This window comes from Litchfieldia stipae, assembly GCF_014837155.1.
Lineage (GTDB): Bacteria > Bacillota > Bacilli > Bacillales > Bacillaceae_L > Litchfieldia.
In genome coordinates, this window is sequence record NZ_JACYHA010000022.1 from 1 (window position 1) to 23,455 (window position 23,455).

Below are 23,455 nucleotides of genomic sequence, written 5' to 3' on the forward strand. Positions count from 1 at the left end.
CTTTGGGAGCAAGCTCCCAAAGATCCGCTCGACTTGCATGTATTAGGCACGCCGCCAGCGTTCATCCTGAGCCAGGATCAAACTCTCCAAAAAGAGTATTGATTGCTCAATAATTTGTTACTTGATAAAACGTTGACGCTTGTTTATTGTGTTCAGTTTTCAAAGAACTTGTCTTACTTTTCCGCCGCTTTATCGGAGCAGCTTTATTATATTATCACCTTCTGTTTTCGAAGTCAACACCTTTTTTAATTTCTTTTTCAAAAGTGTTTTTCGTCAGAAGCGACGTTTAATAATATATCACTATAATAATATCAATGCAATACTTTTTTTGTTTTTTATTTAAATCTTTATCTTTTAGGCTGTTTTCATATATATTGTTGCTTTTGATACCGCAGCCTGAATACACTCCGCGTCCTGTGGGAGCCTACTAGTCCCACGGGAGTCTCCGTGTATTCAGTCTGCTAGAATTCTATTCTCAATTAATTCACCTCAAAAAACAACAAACTTTGAGAAAACAGCCATCTTTTATTATTCTATCTTAGTTAATTAACGAAAAAGGGCGCCTCTTGGGACGCCCTTCATCATTGTTCCACATATTATTTATTACGCATTTGCGGGAATAATAATACGTCTCTGATTGACGGTGCATTAGTTAGTAGCATAACAAGACGATCAATACCAATTCCTAGTCCACCAGTTGGAGGCATACCGTATTCTAATGCCTCAATGAAGTCATCGTCCATCATATGAGCTTCATCATTACCTTGTTCTCTCTCCTGTAGCTGTGCTTCGAATCGCTGACGTTGATCAATTGGATCATTTAATTCTGTAAATGCATTTGCATGTTCACGCGCAACAATAAATAATTCAAAACGATCTGTGAATCGTTCGTCATCAGGATTTTTCTTAGCTAAAGGTGAGATTTCTACTGGATGACCATAGATAAATGTTGGTTGAATTAGTTTTTCCTCAACCTTTTGCTCAAAGAATTCATTTACAATATGCCCGTATTGCATATTGTTGTTGATTTCAACCCCATGTTCTTTTGCTAGTTGTCTAGCTTCTTCTACATCCATGTGCTTCCAGAAGTCTACACCAGTGTGCTCTTTAATTGCATCAACCATGTGAAGTCTTGTCCACTCTGGCTCTAAATTCACTTCATATTCACCGTATTGTACCGTTGTAGTACCAAGTACTTCTTTAGCAATATGAGCAATTAGGTTTTCAGTTAGGCTCATAATATCCTTATAATCCGCGTACGCTTCGTATAGTTCAATCATTGTGAATTCTGGGTTATGCCTTGTTGAAACACCTTCGTTTCTGAATACACGTCCAATTTCGTATACCTTTTCCAACCCACCTACAATAAGACGCTTTAAGTGAAGCTCAATTGCGATTCTCATATAAAGGGGGATGTCTAATGCATTATGGTGTGTAACAAACGGTCTAGCCGATGCTCCACCAGGAATAGAATGCATCATTGGTGTTTCAACCTCTAAGTAACCATGATCATCTAAATATCTACGCATAGAACGGATAATTTTGCTTCGTAGAATAAATGTATCCTTGCTCTCTGGGTTCATAATTAAGTCTAAGTAGCGTTGACGGTAACGTTGTTCAACATCCTTCAACCCGTGAAACTTCTCCGGAAGAGGTCTTAGTGATTTTGATAATAATTCGAATGATTCTACTTTGATTGAAAGTTCTCCAACCTTTGTTTTGAATATATTCCCTGTTACTCCGACAATATCACCTAAGTCCGCAGAGTTAAATACATCATATTGCTCTTCTCCAACTGCATCTTGACGAATATACAATTGAATTTGGCCTGTAAGGTCTTGGATATGGGTGAAGCCCGCTTTCCCTTTTCCACGCTTTGTTTTGATTCGACCTGCGATTGTGACTGTTATCTCTTTTTCATCTAGCTCTTCTTTTGTCATTCCATCATATAAATCGATAAGTTCTTTTGATGTATGCGTTCTGTCAAATCGCTTTCCGAACGGGTCTAACCCTTTATCACGTAAAGTATTTAACTTTTCCCTTCTCACTAAAAACTGGTCATTTAATTCTTCTTGACTCATAAGATCACTCCACTATCTATTAAAAGTATGTTATATCTTCTTTTAAACCCGCTTGTATGTAAGTATACTCCTACACTCAATAACTATCTAATCAGAAAAACTGCCAGTAAGCAACTGGCAGTAGTAATAATGTGTATAACGACTACGTTTAAACCACCTGAGTATTGCTTTGTTGCTTTTGTTCAATCTCTTCAACAAAGTCATATAATAATGTGACAAGCTCTCGTCTTGTGTTACATTGATTTACCGAATTACGAACGGTTGCATGCCCTCTTATACCCTTTAGATACCAGGCTGCATGCTTTCTCATTTCTCTTACCGCAATGAATTCATCCTTTAAATCTATTAATCGATCTAAATGGAGTACACATACATCAATTTTTTCTTTGACACTAGGCTCAGGAATCAATTCACCTGTTTCAAGGTATTTAACCGTTTGATAAATCATCCATGGATTACCTAATGCCGCTCTTCCGATCATCACACCGTCAACACCTGTTTCATCAAGCATACGCTTTGCATCCTGTGGCGTTTTCACATCACCATTTCCAATGACTGGAATGGAAACAGCTTGCTTTACATCCTTAATGATATCCCAATTTGCATGCCCTTCATACATTTGAACACGAGTTCTTCCGTGAAGCGCAACCGCTTTTCCTCCTGCTCGTTCAATTGCTTGAGCATTTTGAATCGCAAAAATATGGTCTTCATCCCAACCCATTCGCATTTTTACAGTAACTGGTTTATCAACTGCATCTACAACAGCTGATACCATTTCATAAATTTTGTTTGGATCTAGAAGCCATTTTGCCCCTGCATCACATTTAGTGATCTTAGGTACTGGACACCCCATATTGATATCAATAATATCAGCTGTTGTATTTTTATCTACAAACTTGGCTGCTTCAACTAGTGTATCTTTTTCCCCACCAAAAATCTGTAGGCTTAATGGTTTTTCTTGTTCATCTATATAGAGCATTCCCATTGTTTTAGCATTATTGTATAGGATTGCTTTATCACTTACCATCTCTGCACAAACTAAACCGGCACCGAACTCTTTGACAGTTAGACGGAAAGCTGAATTACAGACCCCAGCCATCGGCGCTAAAACGACTTGGTTTTTCATTTGAATATCTCCGATTTTTAACATAATGTCCCCCCTTTTTGTTTAATTTAATTTGTATTTTTTGGAGTTAATTCTGTAATTGTTATATTGAGAATATCTGCTACATTCTTAATAAAACTTTCAGTCGGTACACGATTACCTCGCTCAATTTCGCCTAGTACAGATACCGAAACACCAAGGTCCTTCGCGAAGCTCTCTTGTGTGTAGCCCTTTAACTTCCGAAAAGCTCGGATACGCCTTCCCCACTTTTCCGCTTCCATAGTTGTACCTCTTCTCTATCTTGTAGTTCTTTTATGAAAAAAGATATTGGCATCTTTATATTGGGAATCACAATTGATTCATCTATTTCCATGAGTGGAACTAGCACAAAGGCTCGTTCCTTCATTCTTGGATGAGGAATAATTAACTTCTCTGTTTCAATATTTTCGTTATTATATAGTAAAATGTCAAGGTCAATTGTTCTCGGACCCCAACGAATCTCCCTTTTTCTACCAAGTTCATTCTCTATTTCTTGAATTACTTTTAATAAATCAAGAGGTGTCAAAGATGTGTTAACTTTAATTACCATATTTAAAAAGGAGTCTTGTTCCACATATCCTACTGGAGCTGTTTCATAGATTGAAGACACCTCAACTACTTCAATGTGTTCCTCAAATTGCAAAAACTTCACCGCTTCATCTAAATAGTGAGAACGATCTCCTATATTAGATCCTAGTGAAATATAAGCTGTATTCATGTTCATCGACTCCTTTTAATTTCAACGGCTACTGAATGATAGTGCCCTTGAATCGGAGGATTAGGTTTAATCATTTTGACATGACAGGTTTTTATAGATGGAAATTCTCTAAGAATGACAGACGCAATTTTCTCTGCTACCGCCTCGATTAATTGGTATGGCTCACCCTCAACAATTTCCTTACAGCTCTTGTATAACTCTGCATAGTTTATTGTATACTGTAGCTCATCCGTTTCTCCTGCTTGCTTTAAGTCAGCCTCAACGACTAAATCAACAAAAAATCGTTGCCCTAAACGTGTTTCTTCAGGAAGGACACCGTGGTACCCGTAAAAGTCCATCTGATTTACATAGATCTTATCGATGGTATTCCCCACCTTTACCTACAAGTACATCCATCATACTTGCTATTCTTTTATTTAATTGCACATTGTGTACTCGAACAAACGAACAACCTTTTTCAATACCAAGACATGTTGTTGCTCCTGTCCCTTCATCCCTTTGTTCTGGAGGAAGATCTAGCACATGACCTATAAATCGTTTTCTTGATGTTCCCAAAAGAATAGGATACCCTAAGCGATTGAACTGTTCAAGCTGTTGGAGCACCTCAATATTATGTTCGAATTCCTTCGCAAAACCAATCCCTGGATCAATGATGATCTTCTCGTCCTTTACTCCGGCAGCTTTAACAATGTCGATGCTCTCCTGCAAATCCAGAATCATGTCTTCAATGAGATTTGTATAATCCATATTGTCTCTGTTATGCATGAGAATGATCGGCACATCATACTTGGCAGCAACATGAGCCATTTGCGGGTCTGCTTTTGCTCCCCAAACATCATTAATAAGATGAGCGCCTGCTTTTATAGCTTGTTCAGCTACCTCAGCCTTATATGTATCAATCGAAATCGGAACGTCGATCGAAGAGGCAATAGCCTTAATGATAGGCACCACTCTCTTTATTTCATCTTCTATAGAAACCGGTTGATGACCTGGTCTCGTGGATTCCCCGCCAACATCTATAATATCAGCGCCTTCTCCGACCATTTCCTCAGCACGTTTGACTGCAAGCTCCATTTGATTATACTTACCCCCATCAGAGAATGAATCGGGAGTGATATTTAAGATCCCCATCATATAGGTTTTGTCAGAAAATGCAAATTGATATGGTCCACAAGAAAGATGCGGATACTTTGTATGTATCTTATATTTCAATGAAACCTTCCCTCTCTTTCAAATCATCCCTACTCCACAATTTCGTTCGATGAATGTTATAGATTTTTTGTAGTCTTGTTGTCAGAGGGCCATTAGCCCCTGGTAAAGCTGTCTCGTTTAACCTAGAAATAGGAATTATCTCTTGGATTGAATTTGTGATAAATATCTCATCACTTTTGTCTAACTCACTCACTGTATATCGGGACTCATACAATGAAAATCCTAATTGATTGATAACCTCTTTTATGTACAATCTAGTAATACCGTTCAATATCCCTGTATCAAGTGAAGGTGTATAGAAGCTGTTATCCTTCACCCAAAAGAGATTTGATGTAATTCCTTCAGAGAGATATCCTTCACTTGTAAGTAAAATCCCTTCCTTTGCAGGATCATTTCCAAGTTCACGTTTTGCATAGATGGAATTTAGAAAATGATGTGACTTTAAACGAAATGGACCTTCTGGAGTATTACGAGGCGTCTTAAGGATAACGGCTTGCTTTTGTTTGACCAACTTCGGAACTGGTTTTGCAAAAGCAATCACAGTTGGCTGACTATATTCCTCCGTCTGCAATCCAATCTCACCTTGCCCAGCAGACACATTGAATCGAATATAGGCATCCCTCAACCCGTTAGCTTCAAGAATGCGGTCAATTATGTCTAATATCTCATCTCGTTTGTATTCAAATAAGATATTTAACTCTTTTAATCCCACCCTCAAACGCATAAGATGGTCATCGATTAAAAAAGGATGACCATCATAGACTCTAAAGGTTTCAAACACACCAAGACCATAGAGATATCCATGGTCAAATGGTGATATTTGCGCTTCTTCTTGTTTTACAATTTTCCCATTTATATAGATGAACATGAAGGTTGCTCAGTCCTCTTGTATTTAGTGATAAAATTTTGAAGCATTTCTTTACCGAAAGAGGTCATGATTGATTCTGGATGGAACTGTACCCCTTCAATCGGTAATGTTTTATGGCGAATGGCCATAATTTCCTGCTCGTCCGTCCAAGCTGTGATTTCAAGACATTCTGGTAGCGTTTCTCTCTTCACTATAAGAGAATGGTATCTAGTAGCTGTTAACGGATTTTCTAAGCCAGCAAAAATAGTTTCATTGTTATGATGGATTTGTGATGTTTTCCCGTGCATTAAGCGTTCTGCACGAACAACCTCTCCCCCGAACACTTGACCAATCGACTGATGCCCTAAGCAAACACCAAAGATTGGAATCTTCCCAGCGAAATATTCAATGGCTTCAAGACTAATCCCCGCTTCATTTGGACTACATGGCCCTGGAGATATCATTAGAAACTCAGGATTAAGCTCCTCTATCTCTTTGATTGATATTTCATCATTTCGTTTAACCACTAATTCTTGTCCTAATTCACCCAAATACTGCACTAAATTAAAAGTAAAAGAATCATAGTTATCAATCATTAATATCATTCTGCTCACCTCAACCTCATTTTTTGTCTAGACTTCTACTCAGCTTCGCTTAATTCCTTTGCTTTCCACAATGCTTTTGCTTTCTTTAATGATTCCTTGTATTCATGCTTTGGATTAGAATCAATTACGATCCCCGCCCCAGCTTGAACATGGGCGATTCCATTTTGTGCAATCATTGTGCGAATGGTTATATTCATTTCCATTTCTCCTGAGAAACCAAACCACCCTATAGAACCAGTATATACCCCCCTTCGTACTGGCTCAAGCTCTTCAATAATTTCCATCGTTCTTACCTTAGGAGCTCCCGTAATTGTTCCTCCAGGAAAAGTTGCACGCAACAGATCATAAGCATCCTTTTCCTCTGATAGCAAACCTCGCACATTTGAGACAATATGCATTACATGTGAGTACTTTTCAATCACCATAAATTCATTCACTTCTACAGTGCCAAAGGAACATACTCGACCTAAGTCATTTCTTTCAAGATCTACAAGCATGACATGCTCCGCTCGTTCCTTTTCATTAGTAATTAATTCATTGGCTAACGCAAGATCTTCCTCTTCATTCGCTCCTCTTGAACGCGTGCCCGCAATCGGTCTTGTGCTTACTTCAGCACCCTTCTTCTTAACAAGTAGCTCAGGTGACCCACTTATTAACTGAAACTCTGGCACTTGCACATATGCCATATATGGAGAAGGATTAATCTCTCTTAACTTTTCATAGATTTTAAGCGGATGAGTATTTAATCGCTGAGACTGCCTTACTGACAAATTGACTTGAAAAATATCACCATCAGCTATATAGTCTTTAATCTTCTCTACCGCATGATGGAAATCCTCCTCCTTAAATGATACATGTTGGAAGCTTTGTTCTTCATGATTTATTCTAGGATAAGTCGACTCGTCAAGATCACTCGTCCACAATTGCTCTAATTCGTCTAATCTCCGCTCAGCAGCTGATTTGTCCTCTTGATAATGAGTAATCACCCAAAGTGCTTCTTCCTCGTGGTCAAAAACAACGACATCATTATAAATCATAAAATAAAGATCTGGAGTATCTAAGTCATCTTCCGATTGTTCTGGCAATGATTCTATATATCGAGCATAATCATAACTTACAAAGCCAATCGCTCCACCTTGAAAGTCTGGATATAACGGATTTTGAATCGTCTTATAAGTCGACATCCACTTTTTCATATTTTCCAGAGGATCACCATGAAGAATTTCCTGACAATTATCGCTCATTGTTGTAATCGTTAATTCATAATTCTTCCCTTTTAACACAGCAAAAGGAGAAAAACCGATGATACTATATTTTCCACCGCGTCCACTTTCGAGTAGAACATGATACTCTTCATTTTTAGACAGCTGCTTATATTGTTTAAACCAGCTTCTGTTCTGATAATTTATTTTCTTCGCTAGAGGTGTCCTTCGTTGTTGCACAGCTCCCACTCTCCTTGTACTCTCTTAACGCTATTGTACACGATTCTTGTGTTGTGTTCATCATTTTGAGAAGGGGCTAAAAAAATAAAAAAGGCTCTCCTAAGCTAGATGTAGTTACACACACTAACTTATCGGAAAGCCCTCATATTTATTATTGGTGATTACTCTTCAAATTGGTAAAGAGGTGTACTTAAGTATCTCTCACCATTACTTGGAATAACAGCTACTACTTTCTTGCCTTTTCCAAGTTCTTTTGCTACTTTTAATGCAGCAAAAATTGCAGCACCTGATGAAATTCCACCAAGGAGACCTTCTTCACGAGCAGCTCTACGCGCATACTCGAATGCTTCTTCGTTCTTCACTGTGATGATTTCATCATATACATCTGTATCAAGAATAGCTGGTACAAAACCTGCACCAATTCCTTGGATTTTGTGAGGACCTGGCTTACCACCTGAAAGGACAGGTGAGTCTGCTGGTTCAACAGCTACAATCTTAACTCCTGGGAAGTTTTCTTTTAATACTTGCCCAACACCTGTTATTGTTCCTCCAGTTCCAATACCTGAAATAAACGCGTCTACACCATCGCTCATTTGCTCAACGATTTCTTTACCAGTTGTGTTACGGTGAATTTCTGGATTGGCTTCGTTCTTGAATTGCTGTGGCATGAAGTAACCGTGCTCCTTCGCAAGCTCTTCCGCCTTACGAATCGCTCCACCCATTCCTTCTGGTCCTGGTGTAAGAACAAGCTCAGCACCATATGCACGTAATAGATTACGTCTTTCTAAACTCATTGTTTCTGGCATAACAAGAACTGCTTTGATCCCTTTAGCAGCCGCAACCATCGCTAATCCAATCCCAGTGTTACCACTAGTTGGTTCAACAATTGTGTCACCTGCTTTTAGTTCACCGCTTTTTTCTGCTGCTTCAATCATCGCTAGAGCAATACGGTCCTTAACACTACTCCCAGGGTTCATAAATTCTAATTTCAAGTAAACATCTGCACTGTTTTCGTCTACAAGTCTATTTAATTTTACAATCGGAGTTTGACCTACTAACTCATGAATCGAATTTGCTACACGTACCATATCAATACACCTCTTAATCCCTAGTATTTTTATTGGTTTTGTATACAATTTACCAATTGTTATCGAAATTGTCAATCATTTAGACTTATTTTTTCAAATAAATTTGTGACAATTTATTCTTTTCCATAGAACCAAGAAACACCTGCTTCTTCCCAGAATGACTGGGTTGAAAGAGCCCCTTGAACTTGATCAATCGCAATTTGTCTTCTTATTTGATCCTTGACTTCATCGAATCCATAAGTAACCCCTTGGATTACTTCTTTCAGATTGATGATTGCATATCCTTCTTCAACCTTTATAGGCTCACTCCATTTGTCTACATCTAATTCACTTGCAATCTCAATATATTGTTCAGGAACATAGCCACTTTCTTCGGATACAAATCCTAATTCTCCACCCTGATTTGCAGAAAATACATCTAATGATCTCTCCATAGCTAGAGCAGAGAAGCTAGAGCCATTCTCAAGCTCTTTTATCACCTGATTTGCTTCCTCTTGGTCTTTTACAACGATATGAGAAAGATGGTATGTTGTTGGTATATCATATAAATCTTTGTTTTTTTCAAAGAATTGCTGTAACTCTTCATCAGAGATGACAGCATCCTTTGTTACTAGTTCTTCGAGCAAAAGGCTCATTTCGATTTGTTCTCTCCACTGTTCATCATTAATTTCCTCATGATCAAGTGGGTTATACATTGATTTGATCATTGTTACTTCTCGGTCGATTGCTTCTTTAGAAATTTGGATATCATATTTATCTGCCATTTGTTTGATGACTTTTTCATTAATCATATCCTCTAATGTTTGTTTTCCATAACGATTTTCTAATTCAATTAACCATTGCTGTCTTGTAATGACAGTATCCCCAATTTTCCCTACAGATTCCTCAGTAACACTATCTAAAACTGCATTTGTTGCAACCTGTTTGACACTACCTTGGCTGTTTGTCAGAAAGTAAGCGACAGTTAGACAGTTAAGCAAAACTAAAAAACCAATTATTCCCCATTGTGTTTTCGAATTCATGTAGCCCTCCCCCAGCATTAACTACTTTGTCTGTTCTTTCAATTCAATAAGCTGTTCTTTCGTAAAATGATAATTCTCGTTGCAGAAATGACACTGAGCATCAGCTTTTCCATCCTCTTCAATCATTTCTTGAAGTTCTTGATTACCTAAACTAATAAGGGCATTCTCGATACGTTCTCTTGAACATGGACATTTAAATTCTACATCCATACGGTCAATGATTTTTACATTGTCTTTCCCAAGAATCTCATATAGGATTTCCTCTGGGGTTAACCCTTTCTCAATGAGTTTTGAGATAGCTGGGATTGTCTTTAATTTATTCTCGATTTCTGTGATGGTTTCCTCTTTTGTACCTGGTAGTAATTGAATTAAGAAACCTCCTGCAGCCAGGATTGACTCATCTGGATTTACAAGTACACCCACTCCAACCGATGAAGGAACCTGTTCTGAGGATACTAAATAATAGGTGAAATCATCCCCAAGTTCACCTGAGACGATAGGAACCTGTCCTGAGAATTGTTCTCTCATCCCTAAATCCTTAACGACTGTTAATGTTCCTTCTGTACCAACCGCTCTTCTCACATCTAATTTGCCATGGGCATTTAATTCAAAATTGACTTGTGGATTCGTCACATATCCTCTGACTTCTCCTTTTGCATTAGCATCAACGAGGATGACACCAATTGGTCCACCACCTTCGACCTTGATGGTTATTTTATCCTCCCCTTTTAACGTAGCACCTAACATGACCCCAGCTGTCATTGATCTTCCAAGTGCAGCAGATGCTGTTGCCCAGGTTTGATGTCTTCTTTGTGCTTCTGCAACCGTTTCTGTTGTTCGCAGAGCATATGCTCTAACTTGTCCATCAAAGGCAAGTGCTTTTATTAAATAATCACTCATATCTAAAACTCCTTTTCATTTACGTGTCATCATCAAAATTGATTTCTACCCTCTAACCCGATGATCAATATTTCTTTCATAGATAAGCTGTAATCCTTTTAATGTAAGGAAAGGATCGATAATATCAATTACATTTGATTCTTTTGAAATCAGTGAAGCTAATCCTCCCGTAGCAATTACTTTAGGCTCAATTGTAGCTTGCGATTTAATACGATTAACAATTCCTTCAACTTGACCTACATACCCGTATAATATCCCAGACTGCATAGCACTAACCGTATTTTTGCCAATCACATCATCCGGTCTGGCAATTTCTATCCTTGGCAGTTTCGAAGCACGTGAATATAGCGCTTCTGTTGAGATGCCGATACCAGGGGCAATCGCACCTCCCATGTACTGACCTTGCTCATTAATATAGCAATAGGTTGTTGCAGTTCCAAAATCAACAATAATAAGAGGACTTCCATACAAATGAATACCTGCTACCGCATTGACAATTCTGTCAGCTCCGACCTCTTTCGGATTATCATATTTAATATTTAAACCGGTTTTGATGCCAGGTCCAACAACCATCGGTTTGATTTTGAAATATTTCTCACACATTCTTTCCAGAGAGAACATAATTGGCGGTACCACAGATGAAATAATTATCCCCTTGAAATCGTTAAAGGATAATTTAACATGATCTAATAATGATTTAACAATCATTCCATATTCATCTTCTGTTTTATTGCGACTAGTTTCAATTCTCCAATGATACTTAAGTGTGTCTTGTTCATAAACACCTAGAACGGTATTTGTATTTCCCACATCTAAAACAAAAATCATATATAATCACCACTTTGAGTTCTAATTTTTGAATTTATCATATCATAACAGGCCCTTAATGACATAAAAAAGCGATTTGACCACTTAGGCCAAATCGCTGGAAATGGTTATTTATTATTGTCTTCAGTTCCTGGATTTTCATCCTTCTTCGTATTGATGTTTACTTTCACATCATCCGACGTCTTCCCTGAAGTTTCCGTTGAATTTGAACTTACAGGACGCTCTGGCAATGTCCCTTTATCAACAAGATTCTTGATTTGCTCCGCATCCAATGTTTCAACTTCTAGTAATGTTTGCGCAATTAGTTCTAACTTTTCGCGGTTCTCAGTTAGAATTTGACGGGCTCTTTCATAGCTTTCTTTAATAAAGCGTTGAATCTCCATGTCAATCTCATGCGCAATGGCATCACTATAATTTTGCTCATTATGAAGGTCTCTGCCAAGGAATACCTGGCCACCTTGTGCCTGACCAAATTGGAGTGGTCCGAGCTTTTCACTCATTCCATATTCAGTTACCATCTTACGAGCAATACCTGTTGCACGTTGGAAGTCATTATGTGCACCGGTACTTACTTCACCAAAAATAAGTTCCTCTGCCACACGACCACCAAGTAATCCTGTAATCTTATCAAGTAATTCAGGCTTTGTCATGAAGTAGCGATCTTCCTTCGGTAACATCACCGCGTATCCACCAGCTTGACCACGAGGGACGATTGTCACCTTATGTACCATGTCAGCCTCATCTAACACCACACCGATAATAACATGCCCTGCTTCATGATATGCAACAATATTTCGCTCTTTCTTTGAAATAACCCTTGTTTTCTTTGCAGGACCTGCAATTACTCGGTCTGTTGCTTCATCGATATCTTCCATTTCGATCGTTTTCTTATTTTGACGTGCTGCAACTAGTGCAGCTTCATTTAATAAGTTTTCAAGATCTGCACCAGAGAATCCTGGTGTTCTCATCGCAATCGCTCTTAAATTAACAGATTCATCTAATGGCTTATTATTTAAATGAACCTTTAACACAGCTTCTCTTCCATTTACATCTGGTCGATCTACTGTAATTTGACGGTCAAAACGTCCTGGACGTAATAGCGCTGGGTCAAGAATGTCAGGTCTGTTTGTAGCAGCAATGATGATGATCCCTTCATTTGCTCCAAAACCATCCATCTCAACAAGTAATTGGTTAAGTGTTTGCTCACGCTCATCGTGTCCACCACCAAGACCTGCTCCACGCTGACGACCTACTGCATCAATCTCGTCAATGAAGATAATACATGGTGCATTCTTTTTTGCATTTTCAAAGAGATCACGCACACGAGATGCTCCGACCCCAACAAACATTTCAACAAAGTCAGAACCACTGATTGAGAAGAATGGTACTCCCGCTTCCCCAGCAACTGCACGTGCAAGTAATGTTTTACCTGTACCTGGAGGTCCATTTAATAGAACACCCTTTGGTATACGAGCACCTAACTCTGCAAACTTTCTTGGGTCTTTAAGGAACTCAACAACCTCAACAAGCTCTTGCTTTTCCTCATCGGCCCCAGCAACATCTTTAAATTTAACCTTTTTCTTTTCTTCACTGTAAAGCTTTGCTTTACTTTTACCAAAGTTCATGACACGGCTTCCGCCACCTTGAGCTTGGTTTAATAGGAAGAAGAATAGAATAAAGATAATAACGAATGGAATGATGGATGTGAAGAATGTTACCCATCCACTAGTTTCTTTCGCTTGAAGAATACCGACATCGACTCCACCAGTAGCAGCTGCCGCATCAATTCGATCCATCACATTATCACTATTTACAACGAATGTTTGGAAAAACTCATCATCAGCAGCACCTTTAAGCTGCCCTCTCACTACATAGACCCCACGTTCAGGCTGTAGAGTGAAACTCTTTACCTCACCCTTTTCAAGGTTTGAAATAAATTGATTATACTTCAATTCCGTTGTAGGTGTGTTATTTCCTTGGAAAAAGCTTACTACACCAATAATCACTAAAAAGATTAGTAAATAAAATATTGTATTACGGAAAATCCGATTCATCCCTTACCTCCTCCCACGATGAACAAACTATATTAAATAGTATCATAGAAAATTAAGTCAAATCAAACAATATACTGTGGTTTTCACCGTATTATGAAAAAATTCAACTTTCGACAATTACTTACTATATACCTCAGGTTTAAGGATTCCTATGTATGGTAGGTTTCGATATTTCTCAGCATAATCAAGACCATAACCAACAACAAATTCATCAGGAACGATGAATCCAACATAGTCAGCCTCAATTGGTGCTTTTCTACCTGTTGGCTTATCTAATAATGTAACAATTTTAATTGATTTCGCTTTTCGATATCTAAATAGCTCAACAATATAGCTTAATGTTAGTCCGCTATCAATAATATCTTCAATGATTAAGATGTCTCTTCCTTCAACTGACGTATCCAAATCCTTAAGAATTTTGACTTCACCTGATGAAACCATCGCATTTCCATAGCTTGAAACATCCATGAAATCCATTTCTAAATAAGTATCGATACGTTTTAATAAATCGCCCATAAATGGCATTGCGCCCTTTAATATACCTATTGCTAATGGAAAACGGTCTTGATATTCTTCAGATAATGCTTTCCCTAATTCTGCTACTTTTTCTTGAAGTTCTTCTTCTGAATAGAGAATTTTTTCGATATCTTGCTTCATAATTATGATTGCCCCCTAGAATTCGTTGCTTTGTACTTTAAGATGATGTACTTATCTTTTGATAGGTCACTTGCTTCAAATGATGATTTCTTTAACAAAGGGATCCAGAGTATTCTTCCTTTTGAATCAGTAACAATAGGCCAAAGATCTCTTAGAGCTCGGTCTACTTTTTGGTCGATAAAAATATCTTTTACCTTTTTTGTTCCCTTCATGCCTTTTTGTGTCATTTTGTCTCCAGTTTTTCTTGTACGCACATATAAAGGAAGTTCTATTCTTTCTGGATCGATAATAAATACATCATTACCATTTAATCCTTTAGGGTATACTTCTCTTCTTTGTGTAACCAATTCATATCCATTTGAACATTGAATCGTGGATTCCTCTCCAAGAATAAATGAATATGGCTCGGCCTTTTTTTCAAGAAAGCGAAAATGACAATCATCATAAGAACGGACAATTCGTAATCCTAATGGAAAGTGTTGCTCACCTGAAGGATGCTCTTTCACTAAAAAGGATAATAAATTATCAATATGTATTGAGTTGAGATCTGGAGAAGTGTCTTTATAAAGATAGTTTAATATTAGTTGAATCGCTCTTCTTTGTAAAGGTTTAGGCACTTCTTTGAACTTACTAACTGAAATGGTTATGTGGTCTTGGTCATTCCTTTTTATAACTGTATTCATTTTTTGCAAAGTTAATTCCTGTAATAATTCCTCATCTTCAAGAAGTTGCTCGCTAAATTGTTGAAAACGAAGGTGAACCTGTGGATTCTCCTGCTTTAAGAATGGAAGGACATGATGCCTAAAACGATTCCTTGTATACTTATCCTGATCATTACTTGGGTCGTGCCTGGGAGTTAAATGATGATATACACAGTACTCACTAATATCCTCTTTAGTCAAGCTTAGAAATGGTCGAAGAATATAGCCTGTTGCAAATTTCCTTTTCACTCTTATCCCAGCATTACTTGTAGTGGTTCCTCCTCTAGCTAATCTCATTAACATGGTTTCAACCTGATCATCCCCATGATGCCCTAGCGCAAGATAGTCTCCTTTATGCTTTTCCATCATCTCTTCGAAGAATTTATACCGACAGTCTCTGGCTGCAACCTGTGCGCTTTTGCCATATTTTTGTTGATGTGCACTTACATTGATGCTAGTTGATTCAATAGGAATCCCCCTAGTATGACAGAACTCTTCAACAAAGAGCCGATCATTTTCTGACTCAATCCCTCTAAACATATGATCAACATGGATAGCAATTATGCGACTGCTGTTCTTGCTGTAATTCTTCCATAGATAATGAAGCAACGCCAATGAATCAGGCCCACCAGAGACTCCCACTAGGATGATTGAGCGATCCAGCGATAACTTCTGTTTCTTAATAAATTCGTCAACTTGCCCGAGCTTCATATCATCAATCCTTTAACCTTTAACTATTCTAAAGGCTTTATCAAATCATCTTTCCTACTTATCCTACCACCACTCATGAATGTTCTGCAAAGAAGATATGACTTTTCATTCATTTGGTTGCTAGAGCAGCTGACCATATATATAGAGGATATATCCAAGAAAGACTAGCATGACAATCAAACAGGTTTCTACAAACCCTTGTTTTTTTGAAGGTGGACGATGTTTCCGTATCGTTGATCGTGACCCGTTTTTCACCGGCTGTTGCTTAATAACTTTTTTCTTATCTTTATTATGGATATTAGTACGACTAAGTGACTGAACTAAATCTCTTCTCATTTCATTAGCTTGTTGGTATTTGCCATCAATGGCGTTTAATAAAACTGTTTCAAATTTCTTTAGTTCTTGTTTGGAGTCAATTTTTTGTTTTAATTGTTCTCGACCTTCCTGACTACTGGACCTTGGAAATCGTTTTGGATAGACTGCGTTCATAATAATCATTGCTACCGCAAATAGATCATAGGACGGCTCTGCTTTTCGTGATCCGACTCCCCAATATCCACGATCATAGAACTCAGTAAATTCCTTTATCGCTCTCCCTTGAACCGTTGTCCCTCCCACATCTATACATCTAATTCTAGGAGGATGACCCGATACAATTAAATTGTCTGGCTTAAGGTCTCCAAACACCCATCCATTCTGATGTAGTCGCTCTAAATCAGTTAATAGTTGCAAGCACAAAATCCCTGTCCATTCTATTCCCCGCTTTTCAATAAATGTTAAAAAGGTGTCTCCTTTTATATATTCCATCACATAAAATGGAACGGTTTGACGTATATCCGCTCGGTACCAATCATCGACATCTAGCAAAGAAGGTCCTAGGGCAGAGCCCTGGACCTTAGAAAAGTGTTTTAACACATTCACTTCTGAAGTAATCGACATACTATTTTCACTGATTTTCAATGCTACAGATCCCTCAGATGATTCAGCTAAATAAACGACACCGTTGGCTCCATACCCTAATGGCTTCACGATTCTATATGATTTTTTATGCCATTTCCCTGTAATGATTGTACCTGATCTAACATTACATACCTGACTCTTCGTAGTATTGTTCATCACGAGAAATCAAACTCCTTAACGAACGTTTTTTCTTGAAGGAAGTGAGTGCTTCTCGAATCGCTGGCCCTGTTGGTGTAATCCCTCCTGTAGTCAGCTTCGGGAAAATACTCGACACCGCATGAAGGTTTGGTGTCCAATCCAGCACTTTTTCGACATCTTTCCTTTTCCCAGGAAATATAAAGACAGAAAATTGATTATCACCCATTCGAGCATTGAGACTTAAGGATAAATCAAGTAATGCTTCTTTAACTGTCGGTAATTTATGTTTCATACTAGCACTTGTATCTACTAATACAAGAACCTCTAATTCGACAGTTTCTCCTAATTCATCGACAACCTCCATGACCTCCCCACGTTTTTCAGGTGGAAGATCCTCCATCGATGCTTTCGAACCTAATATTTGTTGTAGTTCTTTGTTTACTACACCTTGCAGAGTTTGTGTCATCGCTTTTTTTGTGACCATTTGAACCGTGTGGGATAGCTGTGAAGAATAAACTACCTGACTAACCCCACCACTCGCAAGTGCAATGCCTTCTATTTCTTGAAGTCCTTTTTCATCTATCGTATCTTCTTCTAGAACACCTATTACATTTACTGTTACTCCTTGCTCTTTTGCAAGAGCTGCCATTGCTAGTGGATCTTCCCCTTGATTTGAACAACCATCTGTAATTAATAAGATTTGCTTCAGTGAACCTTTTTGCACCGTTTATCCCCTCCTGGTGATTTTGTATTATCATCATTGACGGGAAAGGATAAATTTAAACCTCTCATTCTATTCTTTTTCTAGCAAAATATCATTGAGCCTTTTTCTGTGATGGATAGACTGGAATGGCTGCCCATTTAGGAATGTTTCTTTTTATTTTTGTTACAACAATAGTCATGTCATCCTCTATACTACCTGAGCGTGTACGGATCACTTCTTCCATAATTAAATCAGCAATTTCCTGTGGATCAGTTGTTTCTAGCTCTTTAATTTTACGCTTCATCCATAAATCATAATTTTCAACATGCTTTGGTCCTTCAAAGATGCCATCACTCATCATAATTAGGATGTCACCAGCCTTTAGTTGCTCACTTACAACATCTACCTCGAAGTCTTCTATAATTCCCATTGGTAGATTACTTGCTTGTACTCGATTAATACGTTCCCCTCTCTTGATATAGCTTGGTGTTGAACCAATTTTTAAGAATTTTGCACTAGCATCCTGTAAATCTATGACAGCTAAGTCTAGTGTTGAGAAAATTTCATCTGTTGTACGTAACGATAGAATAGAATTCACCGATTTAATGGCTACTTTTTCCTCAATTCCGGTCTGGAGGATTTTTTGTAAAAGCTTCAACGTCTCATTGCTTTCATGATGTGCACGAACACCATTACCCATTCCATCGCTAATAGCAACAGCATACTTTCCAACACCCAGTTCAATCGTCGAGAAGCTGTCTCCAGAAACAAGTCCTCCTCCTTTTGCAGCATGAGCTACACCTGTATCAATGACAAACGCTTTCGTTGATCCAAATGATACGTGGCAATATCCATTAGGGTAAGAGGCACAATCCTCCTGCTTAACTACAATTGTTTCGTTCAGGATATTCGATAGCATTGGAGCTACTAGTTTTTCACATTCACCGCTTCCATTGCAGTATGGAATACTCATCTCTATATCAATATTGCCTTGTTCTAAACTATAGATTTCAACATGTCCAATCTCTATTCCGAATGAGTGCAAAGCCTCAAGTATTTGCTCTTCCTGCATGTGATGGTTTTCTCGTTCACGCTGAATTTCTTTTGCGAAATTCTCCATCACTTGAGAGACACCTAGTAATTGATCTGCCACTAGCTTTCTACTTTCCTGTACCTGCCTTTTTAATTTCTGATTGGCTTGAAAATGAGTGAGCTCTTGATCAATTGCTTCAATAACCTTCTTTGATTTCACACAATGCTTGTCCCATTCCCTAGTAAGAGTGTAATTGTATTGTAAAGAATCACTATCTAATTCATGCATAATATCTTTCATATGATCATATGTTGTATTAAAGTTCTTTGCCCAGCACACTTCCTTCTTGAAGCAGGTTTGGCAGGTTTTCTCAGTCACATTACTGAGGAAATAATCAATTTCACGGTCCTCATCCTCTGTTTGTGGCGGTGTGCCAAATTGGGAAAAGCTATTTGACAGCGCTTGAAATACAGATGAAAACTGCTCAACACGGTTTGCAGTTACATCTCTAATCTTTCTTAAGTATTGCTGCTGTTCAGCGGAATATTCAGCTGTTCCTGGAATCATTTTTGCTAGCTTTGATGTTAAAGCTGCAGGTGTAATTAAAAACAACCCAATGGCTAGTAATGATTCATACATCGTTGATAAAATTTGTGTCGATCCCTCACCGTACAAGCCCAATAATAATGAACTTATTAATAGACCCATTGACACGCCTATTTTCTTACCTTCCTTAAGTAATCCACCTAGTAAACCGGAGAAAGCAAGCAGACTCATTTGAGAAAGGCTTGTCACATTAGCAAGACTTAATATTAATCCCGTCACCACACCTACTGTCGAACCCATCGTCGCACCCGCAACAAATGCAAATAATAACACTAGATATCTAGACATAATATTTTCTAATGCTAAATCATACATTGACCAACCAATGGTTCCGGTTAATACGGAGGCAGTTAATATAATCATACATATAACTTCTTCTGTTTTTAATGAATGTCTTGGTTTTTTTAAAGTTAATAGAGGAATACTCTGTAGAAAGATTAATGTCAAAATAAAACTTAACCCCGATTCTACTCCAGCCATCATTCCATCATAAAAAGTAAGGTCACCTGTTGTAACAAAAGTAATTGCTAGTTTAGTAACTAATGCTGAACCTAATACCATGGTTGGTAACCATTTGAGTGGATCAGCCTTTAGCCTTTTGATTAGCTGCTGCGAAATCACAAATAAGACAATGCTGATAAATGTGTATATTGTAATATTCACAGATACAGTCATGGCACCTGCTAATACCGATAGAAAGGCAAATCCAATTCTATCTTTTTTCATTAAATACACAGTAGCAAAAAATGGTAGTGCAAAAGGAGTAATGTTCGCTAGAATAATTGCTCGTCCAAGCAAAAAGCCTACTAAGATTAGTAAGAGTCCTTTATGCATTAATACATTTTCTATTTTAACCTGAAGTCGTCGCGTCCATTGAGATAAGTTACTTTGAGTCTCCCCTATGTCAACCTCTGATATTGGATCAATCAGATTCCTCTCTAGTCTTTCCATCGTAAACACTCCCCGTTTTAGATAGTTGATTGTAATTATACAGACAATTGTTTCAATAATTTGTCAAAACAACAGAACAACTCTTAGAAATCATTCGACTGTATTACAAGAAATCTTACAAAATCAAAGAGACTTAGTTGATTTTTTAAGTTTTTCATGCCAAATCTATTCAAAAAAAGTAGAATCATGAAAAAAAGATGTAGAAATTTACGACTAGATACAAAAAGAGGTATTTCCTATTGTTTTTTCTACAATAAGAAATACCTCTTTTTTTGAGATGACCCGTACGGGATTCGAACCCGTGTTACCGCCGTGAAAGGGCGGTGTCTTAACCGCTTGACCAACGGGCCAGACTATGTGATTAATGAATTTGGTAGCGGCGGAGGGAGTCGAACCCACGACCTCACGGGTATGAACCGTACGCTCTAGCCAGCTGAGCTACACCGCCAAATTGATTAATGAAGAGAAATCACAAAAACTATCATACAATCAGATAAATTATCCGTCAATACATTCTTTTAATCACAGAATTATTAAATTATATCAACTATAAAAAAAGCACCCAAACGGAGTGCTTTGTATCATTTATTAAGGCTGTTTTCGTATATATTGTTGCTTTTGATACCGCAGCCTGAATACACTCCGCGTCCTGTGGGTAACCGGTGAGCCTCCTCGTCGCTTGTGCTCCTGCGGGGTCTCACTTTGGCTACTAGTCCCACGGGAGTCTCCGTGTATTCAGTCTGCTAGAAATCTATTCTCAACTAATTCACATCAAAAAACAACAAACTTTGAGAAAACAGCCTTTATTAAAAATGTAATAGCAGCAAGTTAACCTCTTCTGGCTCCTCGTCCACCTCGTTTTGATTCGGTATGACGCTTAAGGGAAGATAATCGTTCTTCACTATCCTTCAGGAAACGATTCATCTTTTGTTCAAAGTTTTCCTTTGGTCGTTGATCTTGATGATTTCTGTTATTGTTTCGAGGATTATTGTTTCTTTGCGGACGTTGTTGTTGTTGTGTTTCTTTTGCCTTTTTAATAGACAGACCAATTTTGCCATCCTTTTCAACATTTATAACCTTCACTTCAACTTGATCTCCAACTTTTAGGTGCTCATTAATGTCCTTCACGTAATTATCAGCAACCTCACTAATATGGACAAGCCCTGTTGAACCTTCTGGCAATTCTACAAACGCTCCGAAATTAGTAATACCTGTTACTTTACCCTGTAACTTGCTGCCTACTTCAATTGACATAAAAAAAATGCTCCTCCTTAAGATATAAAAAAATCACTTTATTACATTATACATAAACGCAAAAACGAGTGTCAATAAGACGAAGAACTGCCTGAAATCTTAAAAATGATTTCTCCTTCTTCAGAAAGAAAGTAATCTCTTCTCGCAATTTTTGCAATATAATCATCATCATCTAGCTTGACAATTTCCTCTTCTAATAAGACTTGCTGTTTCTTCAGTTCTGTAGCTTCTTGCTCTAGCTCAATTCTCGTTTGTGCTTGTTCTTGTATCTTGTTATATTGAGATATTAACGTTGAAACAAATCCATACGTGATCAGCAAGCCAAGGACGGTAAAAGCGATGAGGCGACGATATAAGCCACGGCGTTTTCTAGCAATTGCTTCTTCCTGTTTGTTATGTGCATTTATGTATGTTGATTGTAGTTGTGCGAGATTCCCTTTTTTAGCTGCACTCATCAAGCGATTGCCTCCTTAAGACTTTTTTATCTTCTTCCATAATTTATATATGATATGTTTGATATTCTGTGCATGTTGAAAAAATCCTGCTAATTTATAAAAATATTTTTCACAGAATCTTTTTATTTTCTTTGGTACAAAATTCCAGATTAGAAGCCCGATCCATTTTACTGGAGTAAAGACTATTTTCAATAGAACTAGTACTATTTTCAAGATCATGTTCAAAAGGATTAGCACAAAGTTATAGATCCCAAGTAGCAGAACAAGAATCGCTTGAAAAATAGCCATAATCGGTCTAATAATGAATAAATGAAACGCCTTCGCTAGGAATCTGTATGTTCCAATGATAAATTGAATAAATACTTCTAGTCCTTTATTATACCACTCTTTTAAGATACTTTGATATGCCGCATAGCCACAAAGTAGGGCAATGAACACATAAAATCGCAGCTCTCCCTCATTAACTAATAATAACGTATAAAAAATGATAAGTCCTTGGAATAGCCAAAATAATAGGTCGTTTATAAAGACTACCCAATGGGCACGTGTTGGCCGCTTTAAAAAGCGGCCATACGTGTCAAGCGCAGCACCTAACCAGCTACCCATACCTATCATTGCCATCATCGTATAGAACTGGGTAGTTAAACTCATTTAAACAACTTGCTAAAGAATCCTTTAGCCTTCTCCCCGTGCTGTTCATCTAGATAGCTAATGTCATAGACTTTTCCTTTAATGGATACGATTCCTTTTTCCACATCTAGGTTCTTCATTTGTAGATTCTGTCCTCGAATCGCTAAAAAACCCATCACCGTTTCAAGTAGAAACTCTTCATTATCAAAGCTTTCTACTTGTTTCACACCCGTAATATCTAAGACTCTTCTACTTCTCATGACAACATCATGTTCTTGTACAGTCCCTTTATTTGTAGGTCCTGTTTCATAGTACTGACTCATATACATCCCCCACATATCTTTTATGAGTAGCAATGGAAGGCATCCTCATTCCTTTTAGGACACCCTTTCACTCAGGTTTAGTATATATCTATGTGGGTGATGAATTTTTTAGAACAAGCCTTTACTCTTCGACTTTTTCTTCTTTAAGGATGGTAAACATGTTTTGTGCGTCTTCTTTTTTTGTTGATTCCTTTAACTCATTGATTTTGGCGAACACGATTTTTTGACCAAATCGAATCGATAATTCATCTCCGACTTTTACAGTTGAGCTTGCTTTAGCAGCTAATCCATTAATGGCGATTCTTCCTTGATCAGCAACCTCTTTTGCAAGTGTACGTCGTTTTATTAATCGTGAAACCTTTAGAAATTTATCTAATCTCATATTGATCACT

The 23,455-nt window shown here is 37.8% G+C and carries 24 protein-coding genes, 2 tRNA genes and 1 rRNA gene; all 27 read right to left on the reverse strand.

Annotated features, from left to right (window positions below; all coding sequences use genetic code 11):
• A 16S ribosomal RNA gene (locus F7888_RS18845) occupies positions 1-93 on the reverse strand; the annotation flags it as partial.
• 503 nt (positions 94-596) lie between these two features.
• Positions 597-2,081 (reverse strand): lysine--tRNA ligase, encoded by a 1,485-nt coding sequence (lysS, locus tag F7888_RS18850; RefSeq protein ID WP_191782249.1) that lies wholly within the window; start codon positions 2,079-2,081, stop codon positions 597-599.
• Positions 2,082-2,229: 148 nt separating this feature from the next.
• The gene (gene dusB, locus F7888_RS18855; RefSeq protein WP_191782251.1) at positions 2,230-3,231 is read right to left on the reverse strand and encodes a tRNA dihydrouridine synthase DusB; all 1,002 of its coding nucleotides are present in this window, start codon (positions 3,229-3,231) and stop codon (positions 2,230-2,232) included.
• A gap of 23 nt (positions 3,232-3,254) precedes the next feature.
• Positions 3,255-3,467 (reverse strand): helix-turn-helix domain-containing protein, encoded by a 213-nt coding sequence (locus F7888_RS18860; protein ID WP_191782253.1) that lies wholly within the window; start codon positions 3,465-3,467, stop codon positions 3,255-3,257.
• Positions 3,419-3,943: a 2-amino-4-hydroxy-6-hydroxymethyldihydropteridine diphosphokinase gene (folK, locus tag F7888_RS18865; RefSeq protein WP_412096017.1), complete on the reverse strand. Its 525-nt coding sequence runs from the start codon at positions 3,941-3,943 to the stop codon at positions 3,419-3,421. The genes F7888_RS18860 and folK overlap by 49 nt, the downstream gene beginning before the upstream one ends.
• A 2-nt stretch (positions 3,944-3,945) precedes the next feature.
• Positions 3,946-4,305 carry a dihydroneopterin aldolase gene (gene folB / locus F7888_RS18870; RefSeq protein WP_191782359.1) on the reverse strand — a complete coding sequence of 120 codons (360 nt, stop codon included), beginning with the start codon at positions 4,303-4,305 and terminating at the stop codon, positions 3,946-3,948.
• Positions 4,298-5,155 (reverse strand): dihydropteroate synthase, encoded by an 858-nt coding sequence (folP, locus tag F7888_RS18875; protein WP_225228890.1) that lies wholly within the window; start codon positions 5,153-5,155, stop codon positions 4,298-4,300. The genes folB and folP overlap by 8 nt, the downstream gene beginning before the upstream one ends.
• Complete coding sequence (pabC, locus tag F7888_RS18880; RefSeq protein WP_191782257.1) at positions 5,145-6,023, reverse strand: aminodeoxychorismate lyase; 879 nt, start codon at positions 6,021-6,023, stop codon at positions 5,145-5,147. The genes folP and pabC overlap by 11 nt, the downstream gene beginning before the upstream one ends.
• Positions 6,008-6,607, reverse strand: a complete 600-nt coding sequence (gene pabA, locus F7888_RS18885) for an aminodeoxychorismate/anthranilate synthase component II (RefSeq protein WP_191782258.1) — start codon at positions 6,605-6,607, stop codon at positions 6,008-6,010. Before pabA ends, pabC begins: the two co-directional genes overlap by 16 nt.
• 35 nt (positions 6,608-6,642) lie before the next feature.
• On the reverse strand, positions 6,643-8,049 hold the full coding sequence (gene trpE / locus F7888_RS18890) for an anthranilate synthase component I (protein WP_191782260.1): 1,407 nt from the start codon (positions 8,047-8,049) through the stop codon (positions 6,643-6,645).
• Positions 8,050-8,210: 161 nt separating this feature from the next.
• The gene (cysK, locus tag F7888_RS18895; protein WP_191782262.1) at positions 8,211-9,137 is read right to left on the reverse strand and encodes a cysteine synthase A; all 927 of its coding nucleotides are present in this window, start codon (positions 9,135-9,137) and stop codon (positions 8,211-8,213) included.
• Between the two features lie 113 nt (positions 9,138-9,250).
• Entirely contained in the window at positions 9,251-10,159 is a 909-nt protein-coding gene (locus tag F7888_RS18900) for a peptidyl-prolyl cis-trans isomerase (protein ID WP_191782265.1), read from the reverse strand.
• Between the two features lie 21 nt (positions 10,160-10,180).
• A complete protein-coding gene (hslO, locus tag F7888_RS18905; RefSeq protein ID WP_191782267.1) occupies positions 10,181-11,059 on the reverse strand; it encodes an Hsp33 family molecular chaperone HslO in 879 nt (292 codons plus the stop codon).
• 45 nt (positions 11,060-11,104) lie between these two features.
• Positions 11,105-11,887 (reverse strand): type III pantothenate kinase, encoded by a 783-nt coding sequence (locus F7888_RS18910; protein ID WP_191782269.1) that lies wholly within the window; start codon positions 11,885-11,887, stop codon positions 11,105-11,107.
• Positions 11,888-11,994: 107 nt separating this feature from the next.
• Positions 11,995-13,941, reverse strand: coding sequence for an ATP-dependent zinc metalloprotease FtsH (gene ftsH / locus F7888_RS18915; RefSeq protein WP_191782271.1), 1,947 nt, complete (start codon positions 13,939-13,941; stop codon positions 11,995-11,997).
• A 117-nt stretch (positions 13,942-14,058) separates the two neighbouring features.
• A complete protein-coding gene (hpt, locus tag F7888_RS18920; RefSeq protein ID WP_191782363.1) occupies positions 14,059-14,601 on the reverse strand; it encodes a hypoxanthine phosphoribosyltransferase in 543 nt (180 codons plus the stop codon).
• Positions 14,601-16,010, reverse strand: coding sequence for a tRNA lysidine(34) synthetase TilS (tilS, locus tag F7888_RS18925; protein ID WP_225228892.1), 1,410 nt, complete (start codon positions 16,008-16,010; stop codon positions 14,601-14,603). The genes hpt and tilS overlap by 1 nt, the downstream gene beginning before the upstream one ends.
• A 120-nt stretch (positions 16,011-16,130) precedes the next feature.
• Positions 16,131-17,129 carry a protein kinase domain-containing protein gene (locus tag F7888_RS18930; protein ID WP_191782274.1) on the reverse strand — a complete coding sequence of 333 codons (999 nt, stop codon included), beginning with the start codon at positions 17,127-17,129 and terminating at the stop codon, positions 16,131-16,133.
• Positions 17,095-17,832 carry a VWA domain-containing protein gene (locus F7888_RS18935; protein WP_191782277.1) on the reverse strand — a complete coding sequence of 246 codons (738 nt, stop codon included), beginning with the start codon at positions 17,830-17,832 and terminating at the stop codon, positions 17,095-17,097. The genes F7888_RS18930 and F7888_RS18935 overlap by 35 nt, the downstream gene beginning before the upstream one ends.
• Before the next feature lie 91 nt (positions 17,833-17,923).
• Positions 17,924-20,401: a stage II sporulation protein E gene (gene spoIIE, locus F7888_RS18940; protein WP_191782279.1), complete on the reverse strand. Its 2,478-nt coding sequence runs from the start codon at positions 20,399-20,401 to the stop codon at positions 17,924-17,926.
• A gap of 278 nt (positions 20,402-20,679) precedes the next feature.
• Positions 20,680-20,751 (reverse strand) — tRNA-Glu (locus F7888_RS18945).
• A 21-nt stretch (positions 20,752-20,772) separates the two neighbouring features.
• A tRNA-Met gene (locus F7888_RS18950) sits at positions 20,773-20,849 on the reverse strand.
• A 380-nt stretch (positions 20,850-21,229) separates the two neighbouring features.
• Positions 21,230-21,655 carry a S1 domain-containing RNA-binding protein gene (locus F7888_RS18955; RefSeq protein ID WP_191782281.1) on the reverse strand — a complete coding sequence of 142 codons (426 nt, stop codon included), beginning with the start codon at positions 21,653-21,655 and terminating at the stop codon, positions 21,230-21,232.
• A gap of 71 nt (positions 21,656-21,726) precedes the next feature.
• Entirely contained in the window at positions 21,727-22,110 is a 384-nt protein-coding gene (locus F7888_RS18960; RefSeq protein ID WP_191782283.1) for an FtsB family cell division protein, read from the reverse strand.
• A 15-nt stretch (positions 22,111-22,125) separates the two neighbouring features.
• Positions 22,126-22,761, reverse strand: a complete 636-nt coding sequence (gene yabQ / locus F7888_RS18965) for a spore cortex biosynthesis protein YabQ (protein ID WP_191782286.1) — start codon at positions 22,759-22,761, stop codon at positions 22,126-22,128.
• Positions 22,758-23,063: a sporulation protein YabP gene (yabP, locus tag F7888_RS18970; RefSeq protein WP_191782288.1), complete on the reverse strand. Its 306-nt coding sequence runs from the start codon at positions 23,061-23,063 to the stop codon at positions 22,758-22,760. Before yabP ends, yabQ begins: the two co-directional genes overlap by 4 nt.
• A 121-nt stretch (positions 23,064-23,184) precedes the next feature.
• Complete coding sequence (locus tag F7888_RS18975) at positions 23,185-23,445, reverse strand: RNA-binding S4 domain-containing protein (protein ID WP_191782291.1); 261 nt, start codon at positions 23,443-23,445, stop codon at positions 23,185-23,187.
• Between the last annotated feature and the right edge of the window lie 10 nt (positions 23,446-23,455).

Bases quoted from the DNA above. Each gene is read 5' to 3' on its own strand.
- lysS (WP_191782249.1), bottom strand. From the start codon at position 2,081: ATGAGTCAAGAAGAATTAAATGACCAGTTTTTAGTGAGAAGGGAAAAG.
- dusB (WP_191782251.1), bottom strand. From the start codon at position 3,231: ATGTTAAAAATCGGAGATATTCAAATGAAAAACCAAGTCGTTTTAGCG.
- F7888_RS18860 (WP_191782253.1), bottom strand. From the start codon at position 3,467: ATGGAAGCGGAAAAGTGGGGAAGGCGTATCCGAGCTTTTCGGAAGTTA.
- folK (WP_412096017.1), bottom strand. From the start codon at position 3,943: ATGAATACAGCTTATATTTCACTAGGATCTAATATAGGAGATCGTTCT.
- pabC (WP_191782257.1), bottom strand. From the start codon at position 6,023: ATGTTCATCTATATAAATGGGAAAATTGTAAAACAAGAAGAAGCGCAA.
- pabA (WP_191782258.1), bottom strand. From the start codon at position 6,607: ATGATATTAATGATTGATAACTATGATTCTTTTACTTTTAATTTAGTG.
- cysK (WP_191782262.1), bottom strand. From the start codon at position 9,137: ATGGTACGTGTAGCAAATTCGATTCATGAGTTAGTAGGTCAAACTCCG.
- F7888_RS18900 (WP_191782265.1), bottom strand. From the start codon at position 10,159: ATGAATTCGAAAACACAATGGGGAATAATTGGTTTTTTAGTTTTGCTT.
- hslO (WP_191782267.1), bottom strand. From the start codon at position 11,059: ATGAGTGATTATTTAATAAAAGCACTTGCCTTTGATGGACAAGTTAGA.
- F7888_RS18910 (WP_191782269.1), bottom strand. From the start codon at position 11,887: ATGATTTTTGTTTTAGATGTGGGAAATACAAATACCGTTCTAGGTGTT.
- ftsH (WP_191782271.1), bottom strand. From the start codon at position 13,941: ATGAATCGGATTTTCCGTAATACAATATTTTATTTACTAATCTTTTTA.
- tilS (WP_225228892.1), bottom strand. From the start codon at position 16,010: ATGAAGCTCGGGCAAGTTGACGAATTTATTAAGAAACAGAAGTTATCG.
- spoIIE (WP_191782279.1), bottom strand. From the start codon at position 20,401: ATGGAAAGACTAGAGAGGAATCTGATTGATCCAATATCAGAGGTTGAC.
- F7888_RS18955 (WP_191782281.1), bottom strand. From the start codon at position 21,655: ATGTCAATTGAAGTAGGCAGCAAGTTACAGGGTAAAGTAACAGGTATT.
- F7888_RS18960 (WP_191782283.1), bottom strand. From the start codon at position 22,110: ATGAGTGCAGCTAAAAAAGGGAATCTCGCACAACTACAATCAACATAC.
- yabQ (WP_191782286.1), bottom strand. From the start codon at position 22,761: ATGAGTTTAACTACCCAGTTCTATACGATGATGGCAATGATAGGTATG.
- yabP (WP_191782288.1), bottom strand. From the start codon at position 23,063: ATGAGTCAGTACTATGAAACAGGACCTACAAATAAAGGGACTGTACAA.
- F7888_RS18975 (WP_191782291.1), bottom strand. From the start codon at position 23,445: ATGAGATTAGATAAATTTCTAAAGGTTTCACGATTAATAAAACGACGT.